Annotated in this window: 20 protein-coding genes; 13 read left to right on the top strand and 7 right to left on the bottom strand. The window is 74.5% G+C overall.

Going from position 1 to position 16,856, the window contains the following annotated elements:
* The 3 genes from E9565_RS09075 to E9565_RS09085 all read left to right on the top strand — a co-directional run.
* On the top strand, positions 1-556 hold a 556-nt coding region (locus tag E9565_RS09075), incomplete at its 5' end, for a rhodanese-like domain-containing protein (RefSeq protein WP_236834700.1).
* Between the two features lie 4 nt (positions 557-560).
* Entirely contained in the window at positions 561-1,439 is an 879-nt protein-coding gene (locus tag E9565_RS09080) for a sulfite exporter TauE/SafE family protein (RefSeq protein ID WP_236834702.1), read from the top strand.
* Between the two features lie 104 nt (positions 1,440-1,543).
* A complete protein-coding gene (locus E9565_RS09085) occupies positions 1,544-1,810 on the top strand; it encodes a metal-sensitive transcriptional regulator (protein WP_236828835.1) in 267 nt (88 codons plus the stop codon).
* Between the two features lie 75 nt (positions 1,811-1,885).
* Here E9565_RS09085 and E9565_RS09090 read toward each other — a convergent pair whose 3' ends face one another.
* Positions 1,886-3,250, bottom strand: a complete 1,365-nt coding sequence (locus tag E9565_RS09090; RefSeq protein ID WP_236834704.1) for a rhodanese-like domain-containing protein — start codon at positions 3,248-3,250, stop codon at positions 1,886-1,888.
* A 49-nt stretch (positions 3,251-3,299) separates the two neighbouring features.
* Positions 3,300-3,530, bottom strand: coding sequence for a DUF302 domain-containing protein (locus E9565_RS09095; protein ID WP_236834706.1), 231 nt, complete (start codon positions 3,528-3,530; stop codon positions 3,300-3,302).
* 789 nt (positions 3,531-4,319) lie between these two features.
* Between E9565_RS09095 and E9565_RS09100 the strand changes: the two genes are divergently transcribed.
* The 5 genes from E9565_RS09100 to E9565_RS09120 all read left to right on the top strand — a co-directional run bounded on the left by E9565_RS09100 (position 4,320) and on the right by E9565_RS09120 (position 8,067).
* Positions 4,320-5,135 (top strand): GntR family transcriptional regulator, encoded by an 816-nt coding sequence (locus E9565_RS09100; protein ID WP_236834708.1) that lies wholly within the window; start codon positions 4,320-4,322, stop codon positions 5,133-5,135.
* Between the two features lie 21 nt (positions 5,136-5,156).
* The gene (locus E9565_RS09105; RefSeq protein ID WP_236834710.1) at positions 5,157-5,510 is read left to right on the top strand and encodes a rhodanese-like domain-containing protein; all 354 of its coding nucleotides are present in this window, start codon (positions 5,157-5,159) and stop codon (positions 5,508-5,510) included.
* Positions 5,507-6,298 carry a sulfite exporter TauE/SafE family protein gene (locus E9565_RS09110; RefSeq protein WP_236834712.1) on the top strand — a complete coding sequence of 264 codons (792 nt, stop codon included), beginning with the start codon at positions 5,507-5,509 and terminating at the stop codon, positions 6,296-6,298. Before E9565_RS09105 ends, E9565_RS09110 begins: the two co-directional genes overlap by 4 nt.
* A gap of 71 nt (positions 6,299-6,369) precedes the next feature.
* Positions 6,370-6,738 carry a thioredoxin gene (gene trxA, locus E9565_RS09115; RefSeq protein WP_236826650.1) on the top strand — a complete coding sequence of 123 codons (369 nt, stop codon included), beginning with the start codon at positions 6,370-6,372 and terminating at the stop codon, positions 6,736-6,738.
* 6 nt (positions 6,739-6,744) lie between these two features.
* On the top strand, positions 6,745-8,067 hold the full coding sequence (locus E9565_RS09120; protein ID WP_236834714.1) for an MFS transporter: 1,323 nt from the start codon (positions 6,745-6,747) through the stop codon (positions 8,065-8,067).
* Positions 8,068-8,121: 54 nt separating this feature from the next.
* Here E9565_RS09120 and E9565_RS09125 read toward each other — a convergent pair whose 3' ends face one another.
* The 3 genes from E9565_RS09125 to E9565_RS09135 are packed head-to-tail and all read right to left on the bottom strand — an operon-like array spanning position 8,122 to position 11,028.
* The gene (locus tag E9565_RS09125; protein WP_236826648.1) at positions 8,122-9,276 is read right to left on the bottom strand and encodes an acyl-CoA dehydrogenase family protein; all 1,155 of its coding nucleotides are present in this window, start codon (positions 9,274-9,276) and stop codon (positions 8,122-8,124) included.
* A 23-nt stretch (positions 9,277-9,299) separates the two neighbouring features.
* Positions 9,300-9,806 (bottom strand): 5-(carboxyamino)imidazole ribonucleotide mutase, encoded by a 507-nt coding sequence (purE, locus tag E9565_RS09130; RefSeq protein WP_236826647.1) that lies wholly within the window; start codon positions 9,804-9,806, stop codon positions 9,300-9,302.
* 10 nt (positions 9,807-9,816) lie between these two features.
* Positions 9,817-11,028 carry a 5-(carboxyamino)imidazole ribonucleotide synthase gene (locus tag E9565_RS09135; protein WP_236834716.1) on the bottom strand — a complete coding sequence of 404 codons (1,212 nt, stop codon included), beginning with the start codon at positions 11,026-11,028 and terminating at the stop codon, positions 9,817-9,819.
* Positions 11,029-11,100: 72 nt separating this feature from the next.
* Here E9565_RS09135 and E9565_RS09140 point away from each other — a divergent pair, with 72 nt between their 5' ends.
* The 4 genes from E9565_RS09140 (at position 11,101) to pseI (ending at position 13,900) form a co-directional block, all read left to right on the top strand.
* Positions 11,101-11,595, top strand: coding sequence for a GtrA family protein (locus tag E9565_RS09140; protein WP_236834718.1), 495 nt, complete (start codon positions 11,101-11,103; stop codon positions 11,593-11,595).
* Between the two features lie 73 nt (positions 11,596-11,668).
* Positions 11,669-12,331, top strand: a complete 663-nt coding sequence (locus E9565_RS09145) for a hypothetical protein (protein WP_236826644.1) — start codon at positions 11,669-11,671, stop codon at positions 12,329-12,331.
* Positions 12,332-12,383: 52 nt separating this feature from the next.
* Entirely contained in the window at positions 12,384-12,845 is a 462-nt protein-coding gene (locus tag E9565_RS09150; protein WP_236834720.1) for a hypothetical protein, read from the top strand.
* A complete protein-coding gene (gene pseI, locus E9565_RS09155) occupies positions 12,842-13,900 on the top strand; it encodes a pseudaminic acid synthase (protein ID WP_236834722.1) in 1,059 nt (352 codons plus the stop codon). Before E9565_RS09150 ends, pseI begins: the two co-directional genes overlap by 4 nt.
* Before the next feature lie 13 nt (positions 13,901-13,913).
* Here pseI and E9565_RS09160 read toward each other — a convergent pair whose 3' ends face one another.
* Both E9565_RS09160 and pseB read right to left on the bottom strand, forming a co-directional pair.
* On the bottom strand, positions 13,914-15,041 hold the full coding sequence (locus E9565_RS09160; protein ID WP_236834724.1) for a DegT/DnrJ/EryC1/StrS aminotransferase family protein: 1,128 nt from the start codon (positions 15,039-15,041) through the stop codon (positions 13,914-13,916).
* 4 nt (positions 15,042-15,045) lie between these two features.
* Complete coding sequence (gene pseB, locus E9565_RS09165; protein WP_236826640.1) at positions 15,046-16,041, bottom strand: UDP-N-acetylglucosamine 4,6-dehydratase (inverting); 996 nt, start codon at positions 16,039-16,041, stop codon at positions 15,046-15,048.
* A gap of 83 nt (positions 16,042-16,124) precedes the next feature.
* On the opposite strand from pseB, the gene E9565_RS09170 reads away from it, so the two are divergent.
* Complete coding sequence (locus tag E9565_RS09170) at positions 16,125-16,856, top strand: cytidylyltransferase domain-containing protein (RefSeq protein ID WP_236826639.1); 732 nt, start codon at positions 16,125-16,127, stop codon at positions 16,854-16,856.

Here is a 16,856-nt window from a genome sequence, read left to right on the forward strand (position 1 = left end):
CACCCTCGCCGAGCGCCTCGGCAGCAGCTCCCACCCGGACCCCACGCTGATCGACGTCCGGACCCCGGCGGAGTTCGAGGCCGGCCACATCCCCGGCGCGGTCAACGTCCCCCTCGACGAGCTGAGGGGCTCGCTCGACCAGCTCTGCACGGTCCTGGACGACCACCACGACGTCGTCCTCGTCTGCCGCTCCGGGGCCCGGGCGGGACAGGCGCAGGAGGCTCTCCAGGCGGCCGGCCTCACCTCGCCCACCGTCCTCTCCGGCGGCATCGTGGACTGGGAGAGGACCGGTGGCGCGGTGAACCGGGGCCGGCAGAGCTGGGAGCTCGAGCGCCAGGTCCGCCTGGCCGCCGGGTCCCTCGTCCTCGCCGGGATCCTGGGCAGCACGGTCGCCCCCAGGGCCAAGTGGCTGTCCGGCTTCGTGGGCGGCGGGCTGGTCTTCGCCGCCGTCTCCGACACCTGCGCCATGGGGATGGCACTGGCGAAGATGCCGTGGAACAAGCGGGGCGCCCGCGCCACCGGCTCGGCGCTGGACCAGCTCACCCGGAAGCGGTGACCCGATGCTGATCGCGCTCACCGTCGCACTGGCTGTCGTCGTCGGCGTCACCCTCGGGCTGCTCGGCGGGGGCGGCTCGATCCTGATGGTGCCGCTGCTGGTCTACGTGGCCGGCATGGACGCCAAGGGGGCGATCGCCGCCTCGCTCGTGGTCGTCGGCGTCACCGCGGCGGTGAGCGTGGTCGGCCACGCCCGCGCCGGGCGCGTCCGCTGGCGCACCGGCCTGCTCTTCGGGGCTGCCGGCATGGCCGGCGCGCTGGCCGGCGGGTTCGTCGGCGGCCACCTCCCGGGGCAACTGCTGATGATCGCCTTCGCCGTGATGATGGTCGCCACCGCGGTGGCCATGCTGCGCGGCCGCCAGGACGTCGACCCGGCCAAGGCGCACGCCGAGCTGCCCGTGGGCCGGGTACTGCTCGACGGCGTCGTCGTGGGACTGGTCACCGGCCTGGCCGGCGCGGGCGGCGGCTTCCTCGTCGTCCCCGCGCTGGCGCTGCTCGGCGGGCTGCCCATGGGCGTGGCCGTGGGCACCTCGCTGCTGGTCATCGCCATGAAGTCCTTCGCCGGGCTGAGCGGCTACCTGGCCACCGTGTCGATCGACTGGGCCCTCGTGGGCGCGGTCACCGTCGCCGCCGTCGTCGGGAGCCTGCTCGGGGCCCGGGTGGTGGACCGCGTCCCGGCCGATGCGCTGCGCCGGGCGTTCGGGTGGTTCGTCCTGGGCATGGGCGCCTTCGTGCTCGTCCAGGAGGCGCCGGACGGCGCGCGACTCCCGGCACTGGTCGCCGTGCTCGGCGTGGCCGCAGCGATGGGGACCTGCACGGCGTTCGTGCCCCGCTGCCCCCTTCGCAACGCCGGGATCGTCGGCCCTCGCCCCGCCGGGGCCTGACCCCGTGCCGCCGTTCGGGGTCCGGGAATGCCCACGCACCGGTCGGCGCTCCACGCAGGAGTACCCGCCCGGGTATCGCCCGGCGGCCGCGAGAGGATGAGGACATGCAGCTCGAGAACGCCCAGGTCGTCGGTGATGTCGTCAAGCGGCTCCGGCGCGCCGAAGGCCAGCTCGCAGGAGTGATCCGCATGCTGGAGGCGGGCCGCGACTGCGAGGACGTCGTCACGCAGCTGGCCGCCGTCTCCCGGGCGCTGGACAAGGCCGGGTTCGCCATCATCGCCACCGGCCTCGAGCAGTGCATCACCGCCGGCGAGGACGGCGACACCCTCGACCGGGCCCGGCTGGAGAAGCTGTTCCTCTCGCTCGCCTGAGCACCCGACCACGCGGCCCGCACCGGGGTACCGGTGCGGGCCGCGGTCGTCCGGGCGCCGCCAGGACGCGGAGCCCTAGGTGCCCTTGGGCTGCACCTCGAGTCCGACCTCCCCGGCCGCCCCGTAGGAGTCGTTGACCAGGACGACGGAGCGGCCGGGGCGGTCCAGCACGGAGGCAGCGATCGACGCCCGGTAGCCGGAGCCGCAGTAGACCCACACCTCGCCCTGCGGCACCTCGTCCAGCCGGTCGGCGAGCTCGTGCAGCGGGACGTGCTGCGACCCGCGGACGAAGCCGGCCGCCCGCTCGTCGTTGCGCCGCGCGTCGAGGACCTGCACCGGCCCGCGCTCCATCGCCTCGGCCAGGCCCGCGAAGTCGCTCACCGGGTACGACCGCAACGGCTGCCCGTCGGCGAGCGACCCGACGTCCCCGATCGCGGCTCCCGCCAGCTCGTCGACGCCGATCCGCACCAGCTCGCGGCGGGCCTCGCCCACCTGCTCCTCGCCCTCCCCGATGAGCGTCAGCGGCGCCCCCCAGCGGTACAGCCACCCGAGGTAGGTCACGAAGTTGGTGCCGAGCTCGACGTTCATCGAACCGGTCAGGTGACCGGCCGCGAACGCGGTGCGCTCACGCAGGTCGACCACCCACTCCCCTGCCTCGAGCCGCCGGCGCAGCTCTGCCGGGTCGACCCGCTCCGGGAGGGAGAGGTCCACCGGTGCCGGACCCCGTCGGTTGATCGGGGCCATGCGCGCGTAGTAGGCCGGGTAGGCGTCCAACCCGGCGAGCAGGGTGTCGACGTACTCCTGCTCGGCCTGCGTGAGCGCCGGGTTGACCCGGTGCTGCTCGCCGATGGTCGACGACGTGCCGCTGGTCGGCGTGGCCGAGCAGAAGCTGCCGAAGCCGTGGGTCGGGAACACCTGCGCCTCGGCCGGCAGCTCCCGGGCCAGCCGCCGCACGGAGTGGTACTGGGCGTGGGTGAGCTCGTCGGTGGCCTCGGGGCCCACCAGGTCGGTGCGGCCGGTGGCGCCGTAGAGCATGGACCCGCCGGTGAACACCGCCTGGACCTCGCGGTTGCCGTCGCCCAGGGCATAGCTGACGTGGTGGTGGGTGTGCCCGGGTGTGTGCAGCACCGTCAACCGCATCCGGCCGGCGTCGAGCACGTCGCCGTCGGACACCGCCACGTGGTCGAGCTCCGCCCCGCTGCCGGCCGGCAGGACGTAGACCGCACCGACCCGCCGGGCGAGCTCCGGGCCGCCGGTGACGTAGTCGTTGTGGACGTGCGACTCCAGGACGTGGCTGACCCGCACGCGACGCTGGGCGACGAGGTCCAGCACCCGGTCGATGTCGCGCTGGGGATCGATCACCACGGCGACCTCACCGTCGTCGACGAGGTAGCTGCGGTCGCCCAGGCTGGGGGTCTCGATCGTCTGCACATCGAACATGCTCGGCGTCCTTCCCTACCCCGTAGGGTACGAACCGTCGGCGGCGGAATCAGCTCCGGAGTGCTGCCAGCGCCGCGTCCAGACGCCGCCCGGCCTCGCCGGCCATGGGCTGCAGTTCGGGCCGGCCGGTCACCCAGACCATGGTCTGCGGGTCGAGGACCTGCACCGTGGAGCCGTCACCGGCCTGGCTGACCGCGACGTCGCACGGCAGCAGCACCCCGACGCCGCGGGCCGCCTCCAGCGCCTGCTGCGCGAGGTCGGGGGTGCGCCGGTACTCCATGTGGCCATTCCCCTCGGACCGCCGGTCGGTGTGCACCTGCGGCGTTGTCCTCGCCGCCGCTCTCTGCCTATTCTCGATCTGTGTACTGGGGATTTGCACCGAGCCGGCCCGCGTTCTGCGTGTGCCTCCTCGCGGTGACCCCGCTCGTGGTCGACGACCGGCTGTGTCCGGGCGGCACGCCCTCCCGCTGAGCACGATTCAGCGGCCTCGCGCCCGCCCGCACACGTCTGCCCGAAGGACCCTCGTTGACCGAGATCACCACGCCCGCTCCCGCGCCCCTGCAGCCCGCCCTGCCGGCCGAGGCGTGCACGCCCGCCACGCCGCTCGCGAGCAGCCCTGCCCCGGCCCGGCGTTCGCGGTGGCGGCGCCTGGCCTCCGCCATCGCTGACACGCACCGGGCGGCCGTCCCCTTCTGAGCCGGCCCGTCGCCGATGCCGCGGGCGAGGGTCCGCGGTGACCGCGTCGAGCGCCTCCTGCGACCGCATGGTCGCGGTGAACCGGTCGCGGGCGCGGGCGCGACCGAGCAGAACGTCGTCGGTCAGCTGACCACTGTTCGGCCGGGAAGCCCAGCGCGCTGACCACGGCCGGCGCGATGAGCGGTCCGCGCAGGGCCTGCGCCGTCGTAGGCCGACTGGTTGCCGACGGCGTGGGTGGGGCAGCGGCGGGCGCCAGGACTTCCTGCTGACGCATCCACGTCGAGACAGCTTGTCCGGACAACTCGGTTACAGTTGTCCGTACACGAGTCGCCAAGAGGCGCGACCGCCACCCGTGAGCGCAGCTGGAGTCGTGATGCCGAAGGCCCCGCCGTCCCTGCCGGCGGCACGGCTGGACCGCGACGCGAGCACCCCGCTGTGGCGCCAGCTCGCCGCCGATCTCCGCGACCGGTCGGACGCCGGCGAGTTCACCGGGGGGTTCCCCGGCGAGCTGGCGCTCGGCGTCCAGTACTCGGTCAGCCGGCACACCGTCCGCGAGGCGTTGCGCCAACTGCGCGCCGACGGCGTGATCAGCACCGGCCGAGGCCGGCGCCCCCGGCTCGCCGCGCCCGACCCGGTCATCGCCCAGCCCACGGGGATGGCCTACTCGCTGTTCTCCTCCGTGGAGGCCTGCGGGCTGGTGCAGACGTCGGTGGTCCGCGTGCTGACCGTGCGGGCCGACGGCGTCATCGCCCCCCGGCTGGGGCTCGAGGAGTCGACACCGCTCGTGCACCTCGAGCGGCTGCGCCTGGCCGACGGCCGACCCCTGGCGCTCGACCGCGTCTGGCTCCCCGCCTCGATCGGCGAGCCCCTGCTGGACGTCGACTTCCGCCGCACCAGCCTGTACGAGGAGCTGGCCCGCACAGGCATCCCCGTCACGGGCGGGCAGGAGACGGTCCGGGCGGTCGTCCCGAGCAGGGCCGAGCACGACGCCCTCGGCCTGCGGCCGCCGTCGGCGGTGTTCTCCGTCGAGCGGACGGGCACGAGCTCCGGTGTCCCCGTCGAGTGGCGGCACACCCTGATCCGGGCCGACCGCTTCGCCCTGACCAGCACGCTGGACCCCCGGCCGGGAGCGACCGAGCCGCCCAGCGGCGATCTCCCCGCCTCCACGCTCACGCCGAGCCTCGGCTGACCCACCCAGGAAGGACCGACGATGACCGAGGCGTCCCGCGGCACCCGTCTCCCCGATGTGGATCCCGGCCAGGCCGCCGAACTGCTCGAGCGGGGCGAGGCCGTGCTCCTCGACGTCCGCGAGCCACAGGAGTGGGCAGCGGGCCACGCCCCGCAGGCCGAGCACCTGCCGCTCGGTCTCCTCACCCCGGAGGCGGTGCCGCGGGACCGGCCGGTCGTCGCCGTCTGCCGTTCGGGTAACCGCTCGGGCAAGGCCGCCGACGCCCTGGCCGCTGCCGGCGTGCGGGTGCACAACCTGACCGGCGGCATGCAGGCGTGGGCGCAGGCAGGCCTCCCGGTCGTCACCGACGACGGGAAACCGGGCGCCGTCGCGTGATCGTCGCCGCCACGCTCGGGCTCGGCCTGCTCATCGGCCTCAGCCTGGGCGCCCTGGGGGGTGGCGGATCCGTCCTCACCGTCCCGGCCCTGGTCTACGTCATCGGCCAGGACGCGCGCGCGGCCACCACCAGCAGCCTGTTCATCGTCGGCATCACCTCGGCCATCGCCGCGCTCGGGCACGCCCGCAGCGGCCGGGTGCGCTGGGGCGTGGGCGTCGCCTTCGGGATCACCGGCATCGCGGCCGGCTTCGCCGGGACCGCGGTCAACCGGCTGGTGGACCCCGATGTCCTCCTGCTCGGCTTCGCCACGGTGATCGTCGTCGCCGCCGTGGGCATGCTCGCCAGCAGCGGAGACGAGACGCTCCCGCGAGAAGAGGGTGACGCACCACAGCCCGCACGACGCCGGACAGCCGGGTGGATCGGACGGATCGCCGGCGCCGGCCTGCTCGTCGGCTTCATGACCGGCCTCTTCGGCGTCGGCGGCGGCTTCGTGATCGTCCCGGCGCTCACCCTCGCCCTGGGCATGTCCATGCCGCGCGCGGTCGGCACGTCGCTGGTCGTCATCTCGATCAACTCCGGTGGCGCCCTGCTGGCCCGGGCCGGGACAGCGCAGTTCGACTGGGCGGTGATCGTCCCGTTCACGCTGGCCGCCGTCGCGGGCTCGCTCGGCGGTGCGCGGGTCGCCAGCCGGGTGTCCGGGACGACGCTCACCCGCGTCTTCGCCGTCCTGCTCCTCGCCGTCGCCGCCTACACCGCCACCTCGAGCCTGATCTCGCTCTTCGGCTGACCGGCGGGAACACGACGCGGCCCTGGCCGGTTCATACCCCCGCGGGTATCCGACGCCGAAAGGACCACATCATGAGCTCGACCGCCCTCACCGCCTCGACCTTCCAGGACACCGTCGACCGCGACGGCATCGTGCTGGTCGACTTCTGGGCCGCCTGGTGCGGTCCCTGCCGGGCCTTCGCACCGGTCTTCGAAGCCGCGGCGCAGCGGCACCCGGACATCGTCTTCGGCAAGGTCGACACCGAGGCCGAGCAGGAGCTGGCCGCCGCTGCCGGGATCCGGTCGATCCCGACCCTCATGGCCTTCCGCGACGGCGTCCTCGTGTTCGCGGAACCCGGCGCCCTGCCCGCCGAGGCGCTGGAGGGGCTCGTCGCCGCGGTGCGCGGGCTGGACATGGACCGGGTGCGCGCCGACCTCGCCGACCAGCGCCGCACCGCCTGATCGGCCGTGCCGAACGCTGAGCCGCACGTGAGCCGCGCCGGCCGGGTCGAACTGGGCCTGCGGCAGAACGCCGCCCAGTTCGCCCTGCTCGTCGCGGTCAACGCCCTGGTGGGTGGCATGGTCGGCCAGCAGCAGACGGTTCTGCCGCTGCTCGCCGAGAGCCAGTTCGGGCTGACCGGCTACACCTTCGTCTTCACCTACGTGGCCGCGTTCGGGATCACGAAGGCGGCGGCCAACTGGTTCGCCGGCACGCTGTCGGACCGCTACGGGCGCAAACCTGTGCTGCTGGTCGGCTGGCTGTTCGCGGTCCCCGTGCCGCTGATGCTGATCGCCGCCCCGAACTGGGGCTGGGTCGTGGCGGCGAACGTGCTGCTCGGCATCAACCAGGGACTCACCTGGTCCACCACCGTGGTCATGAAGATCGACCTGGTCGGTCCCAGGCAGCGCGGGTTGGCGATGGGTCTCAACGAGGCGGCCGGCTACGGCGCGGTCGCGGTCACCTCCCTGCTCGCCGGCTACCTGGCCGGGGAGTACGGCCTGCGCCCGGCGCCCTTCCTGCTCGGGCTCTTCTACATCGCCCTGGCCCTGCTGCTGTCCGGCGCGTTCGTGCGGGAGACCCGCGGCCACGCCCACCTCGAGGCGGGGACGCACGTCCCCCGCGCCGACGGCCGCCACGACCACCTGCACGCCGGCCTCACCGACCGCCAGATCTGGGCCCAGACCAGCCTCAAGGAGCCCGCGCTGTCCTCGGCCAGCCAGGCCGGGCTGGTCAACAACCTCAACTTCGGCCTCTCCTGGGGCCTGTTCCCGCTGCTGTTCGCCACCGCCGACCTGCCCGTGGGGCAGATCGGCCTGCTGTTCGCGCTGTACCCCGGCGTGTGGGGAGCCGGGCAGCTGATCACCGGCGCCCTGTCCGACCGGATCGGGCGCAAGCACCTCGTCACCGCCGGCATGGCCATCCAGTCCGTCGCCCTCGCGGTCATCGCCGCATCCGACGGTTTCGCCGGGTGGGCCACCGGCACCGCGCTGCTCGGAGCCGGCACCGCGATGGTCTACCCCACCCTGCTCGCGGTCATCGGCGACGTGGCACACCCCGCTTGGCGCGGACGGGCCGTGGGCGTCTACCGGGTCTGGCGCGACCTCGGCTATGCCGTCGGCGCCGTCCTCGGCGGGATCGTGGCCGACCTCCTGGGTCTGCACGCCGCTGTCTGGGCCGCCGCGGCCGTCAGTGCCGGCTCCGCCCTCGCCGTCACCGTGCGCATGTACGAGACCCACCGGCGGCCGGCGCGGACGACGTCCGACGGGGACCCGGGCGCCGACGGACGCTGAACCGGGCCCGCCCGGGCACGGTGCCGGACCGACCAGGAGGCCCGGGCCGGCGCCCTACCTGAGGAGACTCCGCGCGATCACCATGCGCTGCACCTGGTTGGTGCCCTCGTAGATCTGGGTGATCTTCGCGTCGCGCATCATCCGCTCGACCGGGAAGTCCTGGGTGTAGCCGGCCCCGCCGAACAGCTGGACGGCGTCGGTGGTCACCTGCATCGCGGTGTCGGAGGCGAACGCCTTGGCCGCGGCCGAGACCCGGGTGACGTCGGGCCGGCCCTGCTCCCCCGCGGCGGCGGCGACGTAGACCAGGTGGCGGGCCGCCTGGATCTTCATCTCCATGTCGGCGAGCATGAACTGCACGCCCTGGAACTCACCGACGGCCTTGCCGAACTGCTTGCGCTCCTTCACGTAGGCCACCGAGGCGTCCAGCGCCCCCTGCGCGACCCCGACCGCCTGCGCGCCGATGGTCGGCCGGGTGAAGTCCAGCGTGCGGAGCGCGGTCTTGAAGCCGGTGCCCGGCGCGCCGATGATCCGGTCGGCGGGGATGGTGCAGTCGGTGAAGTAGAGCTCGCAGGTGGGCGAGCCCTTGATGCCCATCTTCCGCTCCTTGGGCCCCACCGCGAAGCCCGCGTCGTCGCGGTGCACCGCGAACGCGGAGATGCCGTTGGGTCCCTTCTCCGGGTCGGTCACGGCCATGACGGTGTACCACTCGGAGACGCCGGAGTTGGTGATCCAGGCCTTGGTCCCGTTGAGCACCCAGGTGTCGCCCTCGAGCCGGGCGCGGGTCTTCATGGCGGCGGCGTCGGAGCCCGCCTCGCGCTCGGAGAGGCCGTAGCTGATCATCGCCTCGCCGGCGGCGATGGGCCCCAGCACCTGCTGCTTGAGGGCCTCGTCGGCGGAGAGGATCACCGGCATCGAGCCCAGCTTGTTCACCGCGGGGATCAGCGAGGCGCTGACGTCGACCCGGGCGACCTCCTCGATGACGATGCAGGTCGCGATCGCGTCCGCGCCCTCGCCCCCGTACTCCTCGGGGATGTGGGTCGCGTGGAAGCCCGCGGCGGTGAGCGCCTTCTGCGCCTCGATCGGGTAGCGGGACTCGGCGTCCACCTCGGCGGCGTACGGGGCGATCTCCCGCTCGGCGATGTCGCGCACCGCCTCCCGGATGGCCTCGTGCTCCTCGGTCAACGCGTACAGCCCGCTGTTCGTACCCACGTCTCCGATCGTAGGACGTCCGACTACCCGCCGGTCGCGAGGCGCTCCTGCAGGGTGAGGTCCCGCGCGACGACGCTCTCGGCGAGCTCGGCCTGGAACCGCTCGACCCGGCCCCGCAGCTCCGCGTCCCCCGCGGCGAGGATGCGCACGGCCAGGAGACCGGCGTTCCGGCCACCGCCGATCCCCACCGTCGCCACCGGCACGCCGGCGGGCATCTGCACGATGGAGAGCAGGCTGTCCAGGCCGTCGAGCCGGTCCAGGGGGCGGGGCACGCCGATCACCGGCAGCGGCGTGGCCGCGGCGACCATGCCCGGCAGGTGGGCCGCCCCACCGGCGCCGGCGACGATCACCCGCAGCCCGCGGCCGGCGGCGGCCTCGGCGTAGTCGAGCATCCGGCGTGGGGTGCGGTGCGCCGACAGCACGTGCGCCTCCCAGGCGACGCCGAACTCCGCCAGGGCCTCGGCGGCCGGCTGCATCACCGGCCAGTCCGAGTCGCTGCCCATGACGATGCCGACGACCGGGTCGCTCATGCCCTGCTCCTCAGTGCTCGGGGTCGTGCGGGAAGGCGAAGGCCGGGTCGACGACGCCGTCGGCCAGGTAGCGGGCCGCGGCGACCGCCCGCGCCCGCGCCTCGGCGAGGTCGGCGCCGAGCGCGGTGACGTGGCCGAGCTTGCGGCCCGGGCGCTGGGTCTTGCCGTACCAGTGCAGCTTCACGTCGGGCCAGTGCGCCATGAGGTGGTGGATCCGCTCGTCGAGCGCCGGCCCGGACCAGTCCTCCCGCGCAGCGGCGCCGCCGAGCACGTTGGCCATCACGACCGCCGGGGCGACCATCTCCGTGGAACCCAGCGGGTAGTCCAGGACGGCGCGCAGGTGCTGCTCGAACTGGCCGGTGCGCGCGCCCTCGATGGTCCAGTGCCCGGAGTTGTGCGGGCGCATGGCCAGCTCGTTGACCAGCACCCCGTCGGCGGTCTGGAACAGCTCCACGGCGAGCATGCCCACGACGCCGAGGCGGTCGGCGATGCGCACCGCCAGCTCCTGCGCCGCGGTCGCCAGCTCGTCGGAGAGACCCGGGGCGGGGGCGTACACCTCGGCGCAGACCCCGTCGCGCTGCACGGTCTCGACCACCGGCCACACCGCGACCTGGCCGAACGGCGACCGGGCCACCTGCGCCGACAGCTCGCGCACCATGCGCACGCGCTCCTCCGCCAGGAGGGTGCCGTGCCGCTCGAGCAGCTCGGCGACCGCATCCGGCCCGTGCACCACGAAGACACCCTTGCCGTCGTAGCCGCCGCGCGGGGTCTTGAGCACGACCGGCCAGCCGACCTCGTCGGCGAAGGCGGTGACGTCGTGGACGGTGTGCGCCTCCACCCAGGCCGGCTGCGGCTCCCCCGCCTCCCTGAGCGCGCGGCGCAGCACCAGCTTGTCCTGCGCGTGGACCAGCGCCTCCGGGCCGGGTGCCACCCGGGTGCCCTCCGCGACGAGGGTGCGCAGGTGCTCGGTGGGCACGTGCTCGTGGTCGAAGGTGACGACCGTGGCGCCCTCGGCCAGGGCTCGCAGGTCACCCAGGTCGCGGTGGTCGCCGATCCGGACGTCGGCGCTGACGAGGGCTGCGGACTCCTCCGGCCCCGCGGACAGCACCCGCAGCGACTGCCCCAGGGCGATCGCGGCCTGCTGCATCATGCGGGCCAGCTGCCCACCCCCCACCACGGCGACCACGGGCAGACCGGTTCGCGGGTCCAGGGCGGTAGGCACGGATCGGAGGCTATCCCGGCCGCCGCGACCGGAGACGCGGCACCGGGCGGGTAGCTCCGTACAGTGGCTCGCGTGGGACCAATCCACCGGTTGCGCGGTCTGCTGCGCCGGGGGGAACGCCGCCTGGCGCGCGAGCTGGGCGCCTTCGGGGTCGTCGGGGCCGCCTGCTTCCTGGTCGACCTCGGCCTGTTCCAGCTGCTCTACGCCCACCTCGACGCGGGCGCGGTGACCGCGAAGCTGGTCGCGGGGGTGGTGTCGACGTCGCTGGCGTTCCTCGGCCACCGGTTCTGGTCGTTCAGCCGCCGCGCCCGTACCGGGCTGCCGCGCGAGTACTCGCTGTTCGCGCTGGTCAACGTCGCCACCCTGCTGCTGAGCCTGGGCATCGTGGCCCTCGTGCGCTACCCGCTGGGCCAGGAGTCGGCCGTCGTGCTCCAGGCGGCCAACGTCGTGGCGATCGCCGTCGGCACCGTCGTCCGCTTCGTCGTCTACCGGCGGTGGGTGTTCCCCGCCGGGGTGGCGGACCGGCCGGGGCGCCCGTCGGCGGAGGTGACCACGGGGCGCCTGTGACTGCGGCGACGCAGGCGACCGCCGATCCGGTCGCTCGACCGCTCCGGCCGCCCGGCCGGGTTACCGTCGCTGCGTGTCAGACCAGGCCCAGGAGCGCCGGGACCGCATCCGGTCCCTCGCCGTCGCGTACGCGCGGGACCCTGCCGTGCGGTCCGTCGCCGTCGTCGGCAACAAGCCCCTGGACCCCGACCCGGAGCGCGCCGCGGCCATCGACGGCTGCGACCTCGTCGTGCGGGTGAACGGGTTCCGCCTCGACGACTCCCCCGCGGAGCAGACCTACGGCATGCGCGCGGACGTCGTCTTCTTCAACCGCGCGCTGCGGGCGACGCCGTGGTTCTTCGCCGGCTACCAGGACCGGATGCACCTCATGGTCGAGCCCGGGCGGCTGCACTGGGAGCCGGACCTGGTGCCGTCGTGGTGGCCCGCCGACCTCGGTCACCTGCACGTCAACAACGACGACCTCACGCTGCCGCTCTCCGAGGACCTCGGGCTGGACTCGCGCACGGAGGGCCTGTGGTCCACCACCGGCACCATGGCCGCCTGGTGGGCCCGCACGACCTTCCCGGAGGCCCGGCTGGAGCTGGCCGGCTACAGCTTCGTCGACGACCCCGAGCAGACCCGGTGGGCGCACGCCTCCGGTGACGACTGCATCGTGGGGCCCGAGCACCGCATCGCCCTCGAGGCCGAGCTGTTCCGCCGCTGGGCGGCGGCCGGCCGCACGACCCTCTGGTCCTGACGCCCCCGCGCCCGGCCGACCGGCGGGGCGCCACCGAGATGGAGGAGATCCCGTGAGGCTCCGCACGAAGCTGACCCACCGCATCAACCGGTCCGTCGCCTGGCGGGTCGAGGAGATGATCGAGGGGCTGCGCGGCGAGGTCGCCGAGATGCGGCGCCACCTCGACGACCTCGGGCACCGCACCCACGAGCTGGCCGACCGCGGGGCCGACGTGGAGAAGCGGCTCGGCGAGGTGCAGCACCGCCTCGACGCGGTGGAGCGCGAGTCCTCCTGGTCGGCCAACGAGCTGGCCCGCCTCGCGCCGCAGGCCGCCGCCTTCGAGACCCGGCTGGAGCAGGTGGCCCGGCCGACCGTGCTCACCGGAGAGCTGGCCGACCTCCCGGAGGCGCGCCTCCTGCTCGACGTGGTCCGGGAGGAGCACGCCCGGGTGCGGGCCCGGCTGTCGCTGGTCTCCGCCTACGAGGAGCGGCTCCGCCGGCTCGAGCAGCGGACGGCCCCCCAGGGCCGGTCGTGAGCGCCCTCGACCGCCTGCTCACCGGCGGCGGCGCCCCGTGGGTGATCGCCGAGCTGTCGGCCAACCACGACGGCAGCCTGCAGCGTGCCCTGGACACGATCGACGCCATCGCGGCGACCGGCGCCCAGAGCGTGAAGTTCCAGACCTACCGCGCCGAGTCGATGACGCTGGACTCCGACGGCGAGCCGTTCCGCATCAGCGGTGAGCACGGGCTGTGGGGCGGCCGGCGGCTGTTCGACCTGTACCGCGAGGCCGGCACGCCCTACGAGTGGCACGCGCAGCTGTTCGCCCACGCCCGCGAGCGCGGCCTCGTCCCCTTCTCCAGCCCCTTCGACGCCGGCGCCGTCGAGCTGCTGGAGAGCCTGGACTGCGCCGTCTACAAGATCGCCTCGGCCGAGCTGGTGGACCTGCCGCTGATCCGGCTGGTCGCCTCGACCGGCAAGCCGGTCGTCCTCTCGACCGGCATGGCGACGCTGGCCGAGATCGAGGCTGCCCTGTCGGCCGCCCGCGACGCCGGCTCCGGTGACCTCGTGCTGCTGAGCTGCACCGCCGCCTACCCGGCCGACCCGGCGGCCAGCCACCTGGCGAACATCGCGGTGCTGCGGGAGGCGTTCGGGGTGCCCGTGGGGCTCTCCGACCACACGCCGGGCATCGGCGTCCCGGTGGCCGCTGTCGCCCTCGGCGCGGTCGCGGTCGAGAAGCACGTGATGCTGGACCGCGACGGCGGCGGGGTGGACTCCGCGTTCTCCCTGGTGCCCACCGAGCTCGGCGACCTGGTGCGCGAGTGCACCGCGGCGCGGGCGGCGGTCGCCCCGGCACCCCGGTTCGGCGTGCGCCCCGGAGAGGAGGAGACCGCCCGGATGCGCCGCTCCCTGTGGGTCGTGGCGGACGTCGCCGCCGGTGACGTCGTCGGTCCCGGCACGGTCCGCGCCCTGCGGCCCGGCGGCGGGCTGGCCCCGGCGCGGTGGGACGACGTCGTCGGGCGGCCGTTCGCCCGGGCGGTGCCCGCCGGGACCCCGCTGGGCTGGGACGTCCTCGGGGCCGCGGGCAGCTGAGCGGAGCCGGCGCTCAGGCGCCGAAGAACCGCCGGACCAGCTCGCAGACCCGGTCGACGTCGTCGTCGGCCAACCCGACGAAGAGCGGCAGCGAGATCTCCTCCCGGTACCACTGCTCCGCGACCGGGCACTCCCCGCGGCGGTAACCGAGGTCGGCGAAGGCGGGGTGCCAGTGGGCGGGGACGTAGTTGACCTGCACGCCGATGCCCGCGGCCCGCAGGTGCTCGAACAGCGCCCTCCGGGCCTCGGCCGGGACCCGCGCCGGGTACAGGTGCCAGGCGACGGTCGCGTCGTCCGGCCGGTGCGGCGTGCGCACCTCCGGGACGTCGGCGAGCGCGGCGTCGTACCGCGCGCTGATCTCGGCTCGGCGGGCGACGAAGCCGGCCAGCCGCGCCAGCTGGCTGGAACCCAGGGCGCAGAGGACGTCGGGCAACCGGTAGTTCAGGCCGAGGGCGTGCACCTCCTGGTGCCACGGGCCCTCGTCGGGCCAGCGCTGCTCCCGCGGGTCGCGCACGAGCCCGTGGTTGCGGAAGGCCGCGGCGCGGGCGACCAGCTCCGGGGAGGTGCTCACCACCGCGCCGCCCTCGGCCGTCGTGAGGTTCTTGGTCGCGAAGAAGCTCAGCGTGGTGAGGTCGGCCAGCGAGCCCACGGGGCGGCCGCGCCAGACGGTGCCGATCGAGTGGGCCGCGTCCTCCATCAGCAGCGCGCCGGCGTCGTCGGCGACCGCGCGGAGCGCGTCCATGTCCGCCGGCAGGCCCGCGTAGTCGACGGCCGTGACGACGGCGGTCCGGTCGGTGACGGCGGCCGCCGCCGCGGCCGGGTCGAGGCAGCCGGTGCGCTCGTCCACGTCGGCGAAGACGACCCGGGCACCCAGGAGCGCGGCGGTGGCCGCGGTCGCGACGAAGGTCAGCGGCGGGACGACGACCTCCTGGCCGGCCCCGATGCCGGCGGCCGCGTAGGCGGTGTGCAGCGCCGCGGTCCCCGAGGTGACCGCCACCGCCGGGTGGCCGCCGGTCCAGCCGGCGAGGTCGGCCTCGAAACGGGCGACCGCCGGTCCCGTCGTCAGGTACTCGCCGCTGACCGCCGCGGCGACCGCGGCGACGTCGGACTCGTCCACCGACTGGCGGGCGTAGGGCAGCATCCGGTCAGTCCAGCCCGGCGATGAGCTCGCGGAGCCCGGGCACGTCGAGGAGCAGGTCGTTGGTGTCGGAGCGGTAGGCGAAGCCGTCGGCCATCTGCTCCCCCGCCGGCGGCTGGTAGCCCCAGCCGGCCAGGTAGGGGGTGATGACGTACCGGTCGCCGATGAGCAGGGTCCGCCGCGAGTCGTCGGCGGCGATCATCTCCTCGTGCAGCTTCTCGCCCGGGCGGATGCCGACCTCGACGGTCTCGGCCCCGGGCGCGATCGCCTCGACCAGGTCGAGCAGGCGGGTGCTGGGGATGCGCGGGACGTACAGCTCGCCGCCGTCCATGAGGTCCAGCGAGGAGACGACGAAGTCCACCGCCTGCGGCAGGGTGATCCAGAACCGCGTCATGCGGCGGTCGGTGATCGGCAGCGGCTTGCCCTCCTCCGCCAGCCGACGGAACAGCGGGATGACGCTCCCGCGGCTGCCCATGACGTTGCCGTAGCGGACCACGCTGAAGCGGGTCTCCTGGTGGGCGGCGTAGTGGTTGGCCGAGATGAACAGCCGGTCGGCGCAGAGCTTGGTCGCGCCGTAGAGGTTGATCGGGCTCGACGCCTTGTCGGTGGAGAGCGCCACCACCTTGCGGACGCCCGCGTCGATGGCGGCCTCGACCACGTTCTCCGAGCCGTTGACGTTGGTGCGGATGTACTCGACGGGGTTGTACTCGGCGGTGTCCACCTGCTTGAGCGCGGCGGCGTGGACGACGAAGTCGACGCCGTGCATGGCCCGGCGCAGCCGCTCGCGGTCGCGGATGTCGCCGATGAACCAGCGCAGCCGCTCGTCGTCGCCGAACTGGGCGCGCATGTCCGACTGCTTGAGCTCGTCCCGGCTGAAGACGACGATCCGGGTCGCGCCGAGCTCCAGCGCGCGCTGGACGAACGCCTTGCCGAAGGAGCCGGTGCCCCCCGTGACGAGGACGGATGCGCCGTCCAGCGAGGTGGGGCCGGTCAGGTGGGTCACGTACTGCTCCCTCGTGTTCGGTCGAGCCCTCGCGATGGTGTCACAGCCGGGGCCCCTCTCCCGGGTCGGGCAGGATGACCGGCATGCGCGTGGCTGCCGTCGTCCAGGCCCGGATGGGCTCCACCCGGCTGCCCGGCAAGGTGCTGCGCCCGCTCGGCGGGCGACCGGTCCTCTCCTGGGTCCTGCGGGCCGCGCGGGAGAGCGGCTGCCTCGACCGCGTGGTGGTCGCGACGAGCACGCTGCCGGAGGACGACGCGGTCGCCGGCGCCGCGCGCGCCGAGGGCGCCGAGGTGGTCCGTGGCGACGCCGACGACGTGCTGGCCCGCTACCTGCTGGCCCTCGAGCAGCACCCGGCGGACGCGGTACTGCGGCTGACCTCGGACTGCCCGCTGCTGGACCCCGACCTGCTGCGCGCCGTGGTCGCGCTGTGGCGGGCGGCGCCGGCGTCCTGCGACTACGTGGCGACGACGCTGGAGCGCACCCTGCCCCGGGGGCTCGACGCGGAGCTGGTCACGGCGGGGGCGCTGCTGCGGGCCGGGCGGGAGGCGGAGGGCTACCACCGGGCGCACGTCACCTCCTACGTGTGGAGCCACCCGGAGCTGTTCCGGCTCAGCGGGCTGGTGGTGCGTCCGGCGGCCGCCGATCTCCGGTTGACCCTGGACACCCCCGAGGACGCCGCCCTCCTCGACGCGGTGGTCGCCGCGATCGGGGACCGGGCCCCGTCGTGGCGGGAACTCGTCGAGCTGATGCGGTCCCGCCCGGAGCTCGCCTCGCTCAACGCGACCGTGGTGCAGAAGGCGCTCGAGGAGGGCTGA

It is taken from the genome of Blastococcus sp. KM273129, assembly GCF_021698995.1.
Classification (GTDB): domain Bacteria; phylum Actinomycetota; class Actinomycetes; order Mycobacteriales; family Geodermatophilaceae; genus Blastococcus.

Coding starts and splice junctions, on each gene's coding strand:
- trxA (WP_236826650.1), top strand. CDS start 6,370: ATGAGCTCGACCGCCCTCACCGCCTCGACCTTCCAGGACACCGTCGAC.
- E9565_RS09100 (WP_236834708.1), top strand. CDS start 4,320: ATGCCGAAGGCCCCGCCGTCCCTGCCGGCGGCACGGCTGGACCGCGAC.
- purE (WP_236826647.1), bottom strand. CDS start 9,806: ATGAGCGACCCGGTCGTCGGCATCGTCATGGGCAGCGACTCGGACTGG.
- E9565_RS09090 (WP_236834704.1), bottom strand. CDS start 3,250: ATGTTCGATGTGCAGACGATCGAGACCCCCAGCCTGGGCGACCGCAGC.
- E9565_RS09085 (WP_236828835.1), top strand. CDS start 1,544: ATGCAGCTCGAGAACGCCCAGGTCGTCGGTGATGTCGTCAAGCGGCTC.
- E9565_RS09170 (WP_236826639.1), top strand. CDS start 16,125: ATGCGCGTGGCTGCCGTCGTCCAGGCCCGGATGGGCTCCACCCGGCTG.
- E9565_RS09105 (WP_236834710.1), top strand. CDS start 5,157: ATGACCGAGGCGTCCCGCGGCACCCGTCTCCCCGATGTGGATCCCGGC.
- E9565_RS09095 (WP_236834706.1), bottom strand. CDS start 3,530: ATGGAGTACCGGCGCACCCCCGACCTCGCGCAGCAGGCGCTGGAGGCG.
- E9565_RS09080 (WP_236834702.1), top strand. CDS start 561: ATGCTGATCGCGCTCACCGTCGCACTGGCTGTCGTCGTCGGCGTCACC.
- E9565_RS09160 (WP_236834724.1), bottom strand. CDS start 15,041: ATGCTGCCCTACGCCCGCCAGTCGGTGGACGAGTCCGACGTCGCCGCG.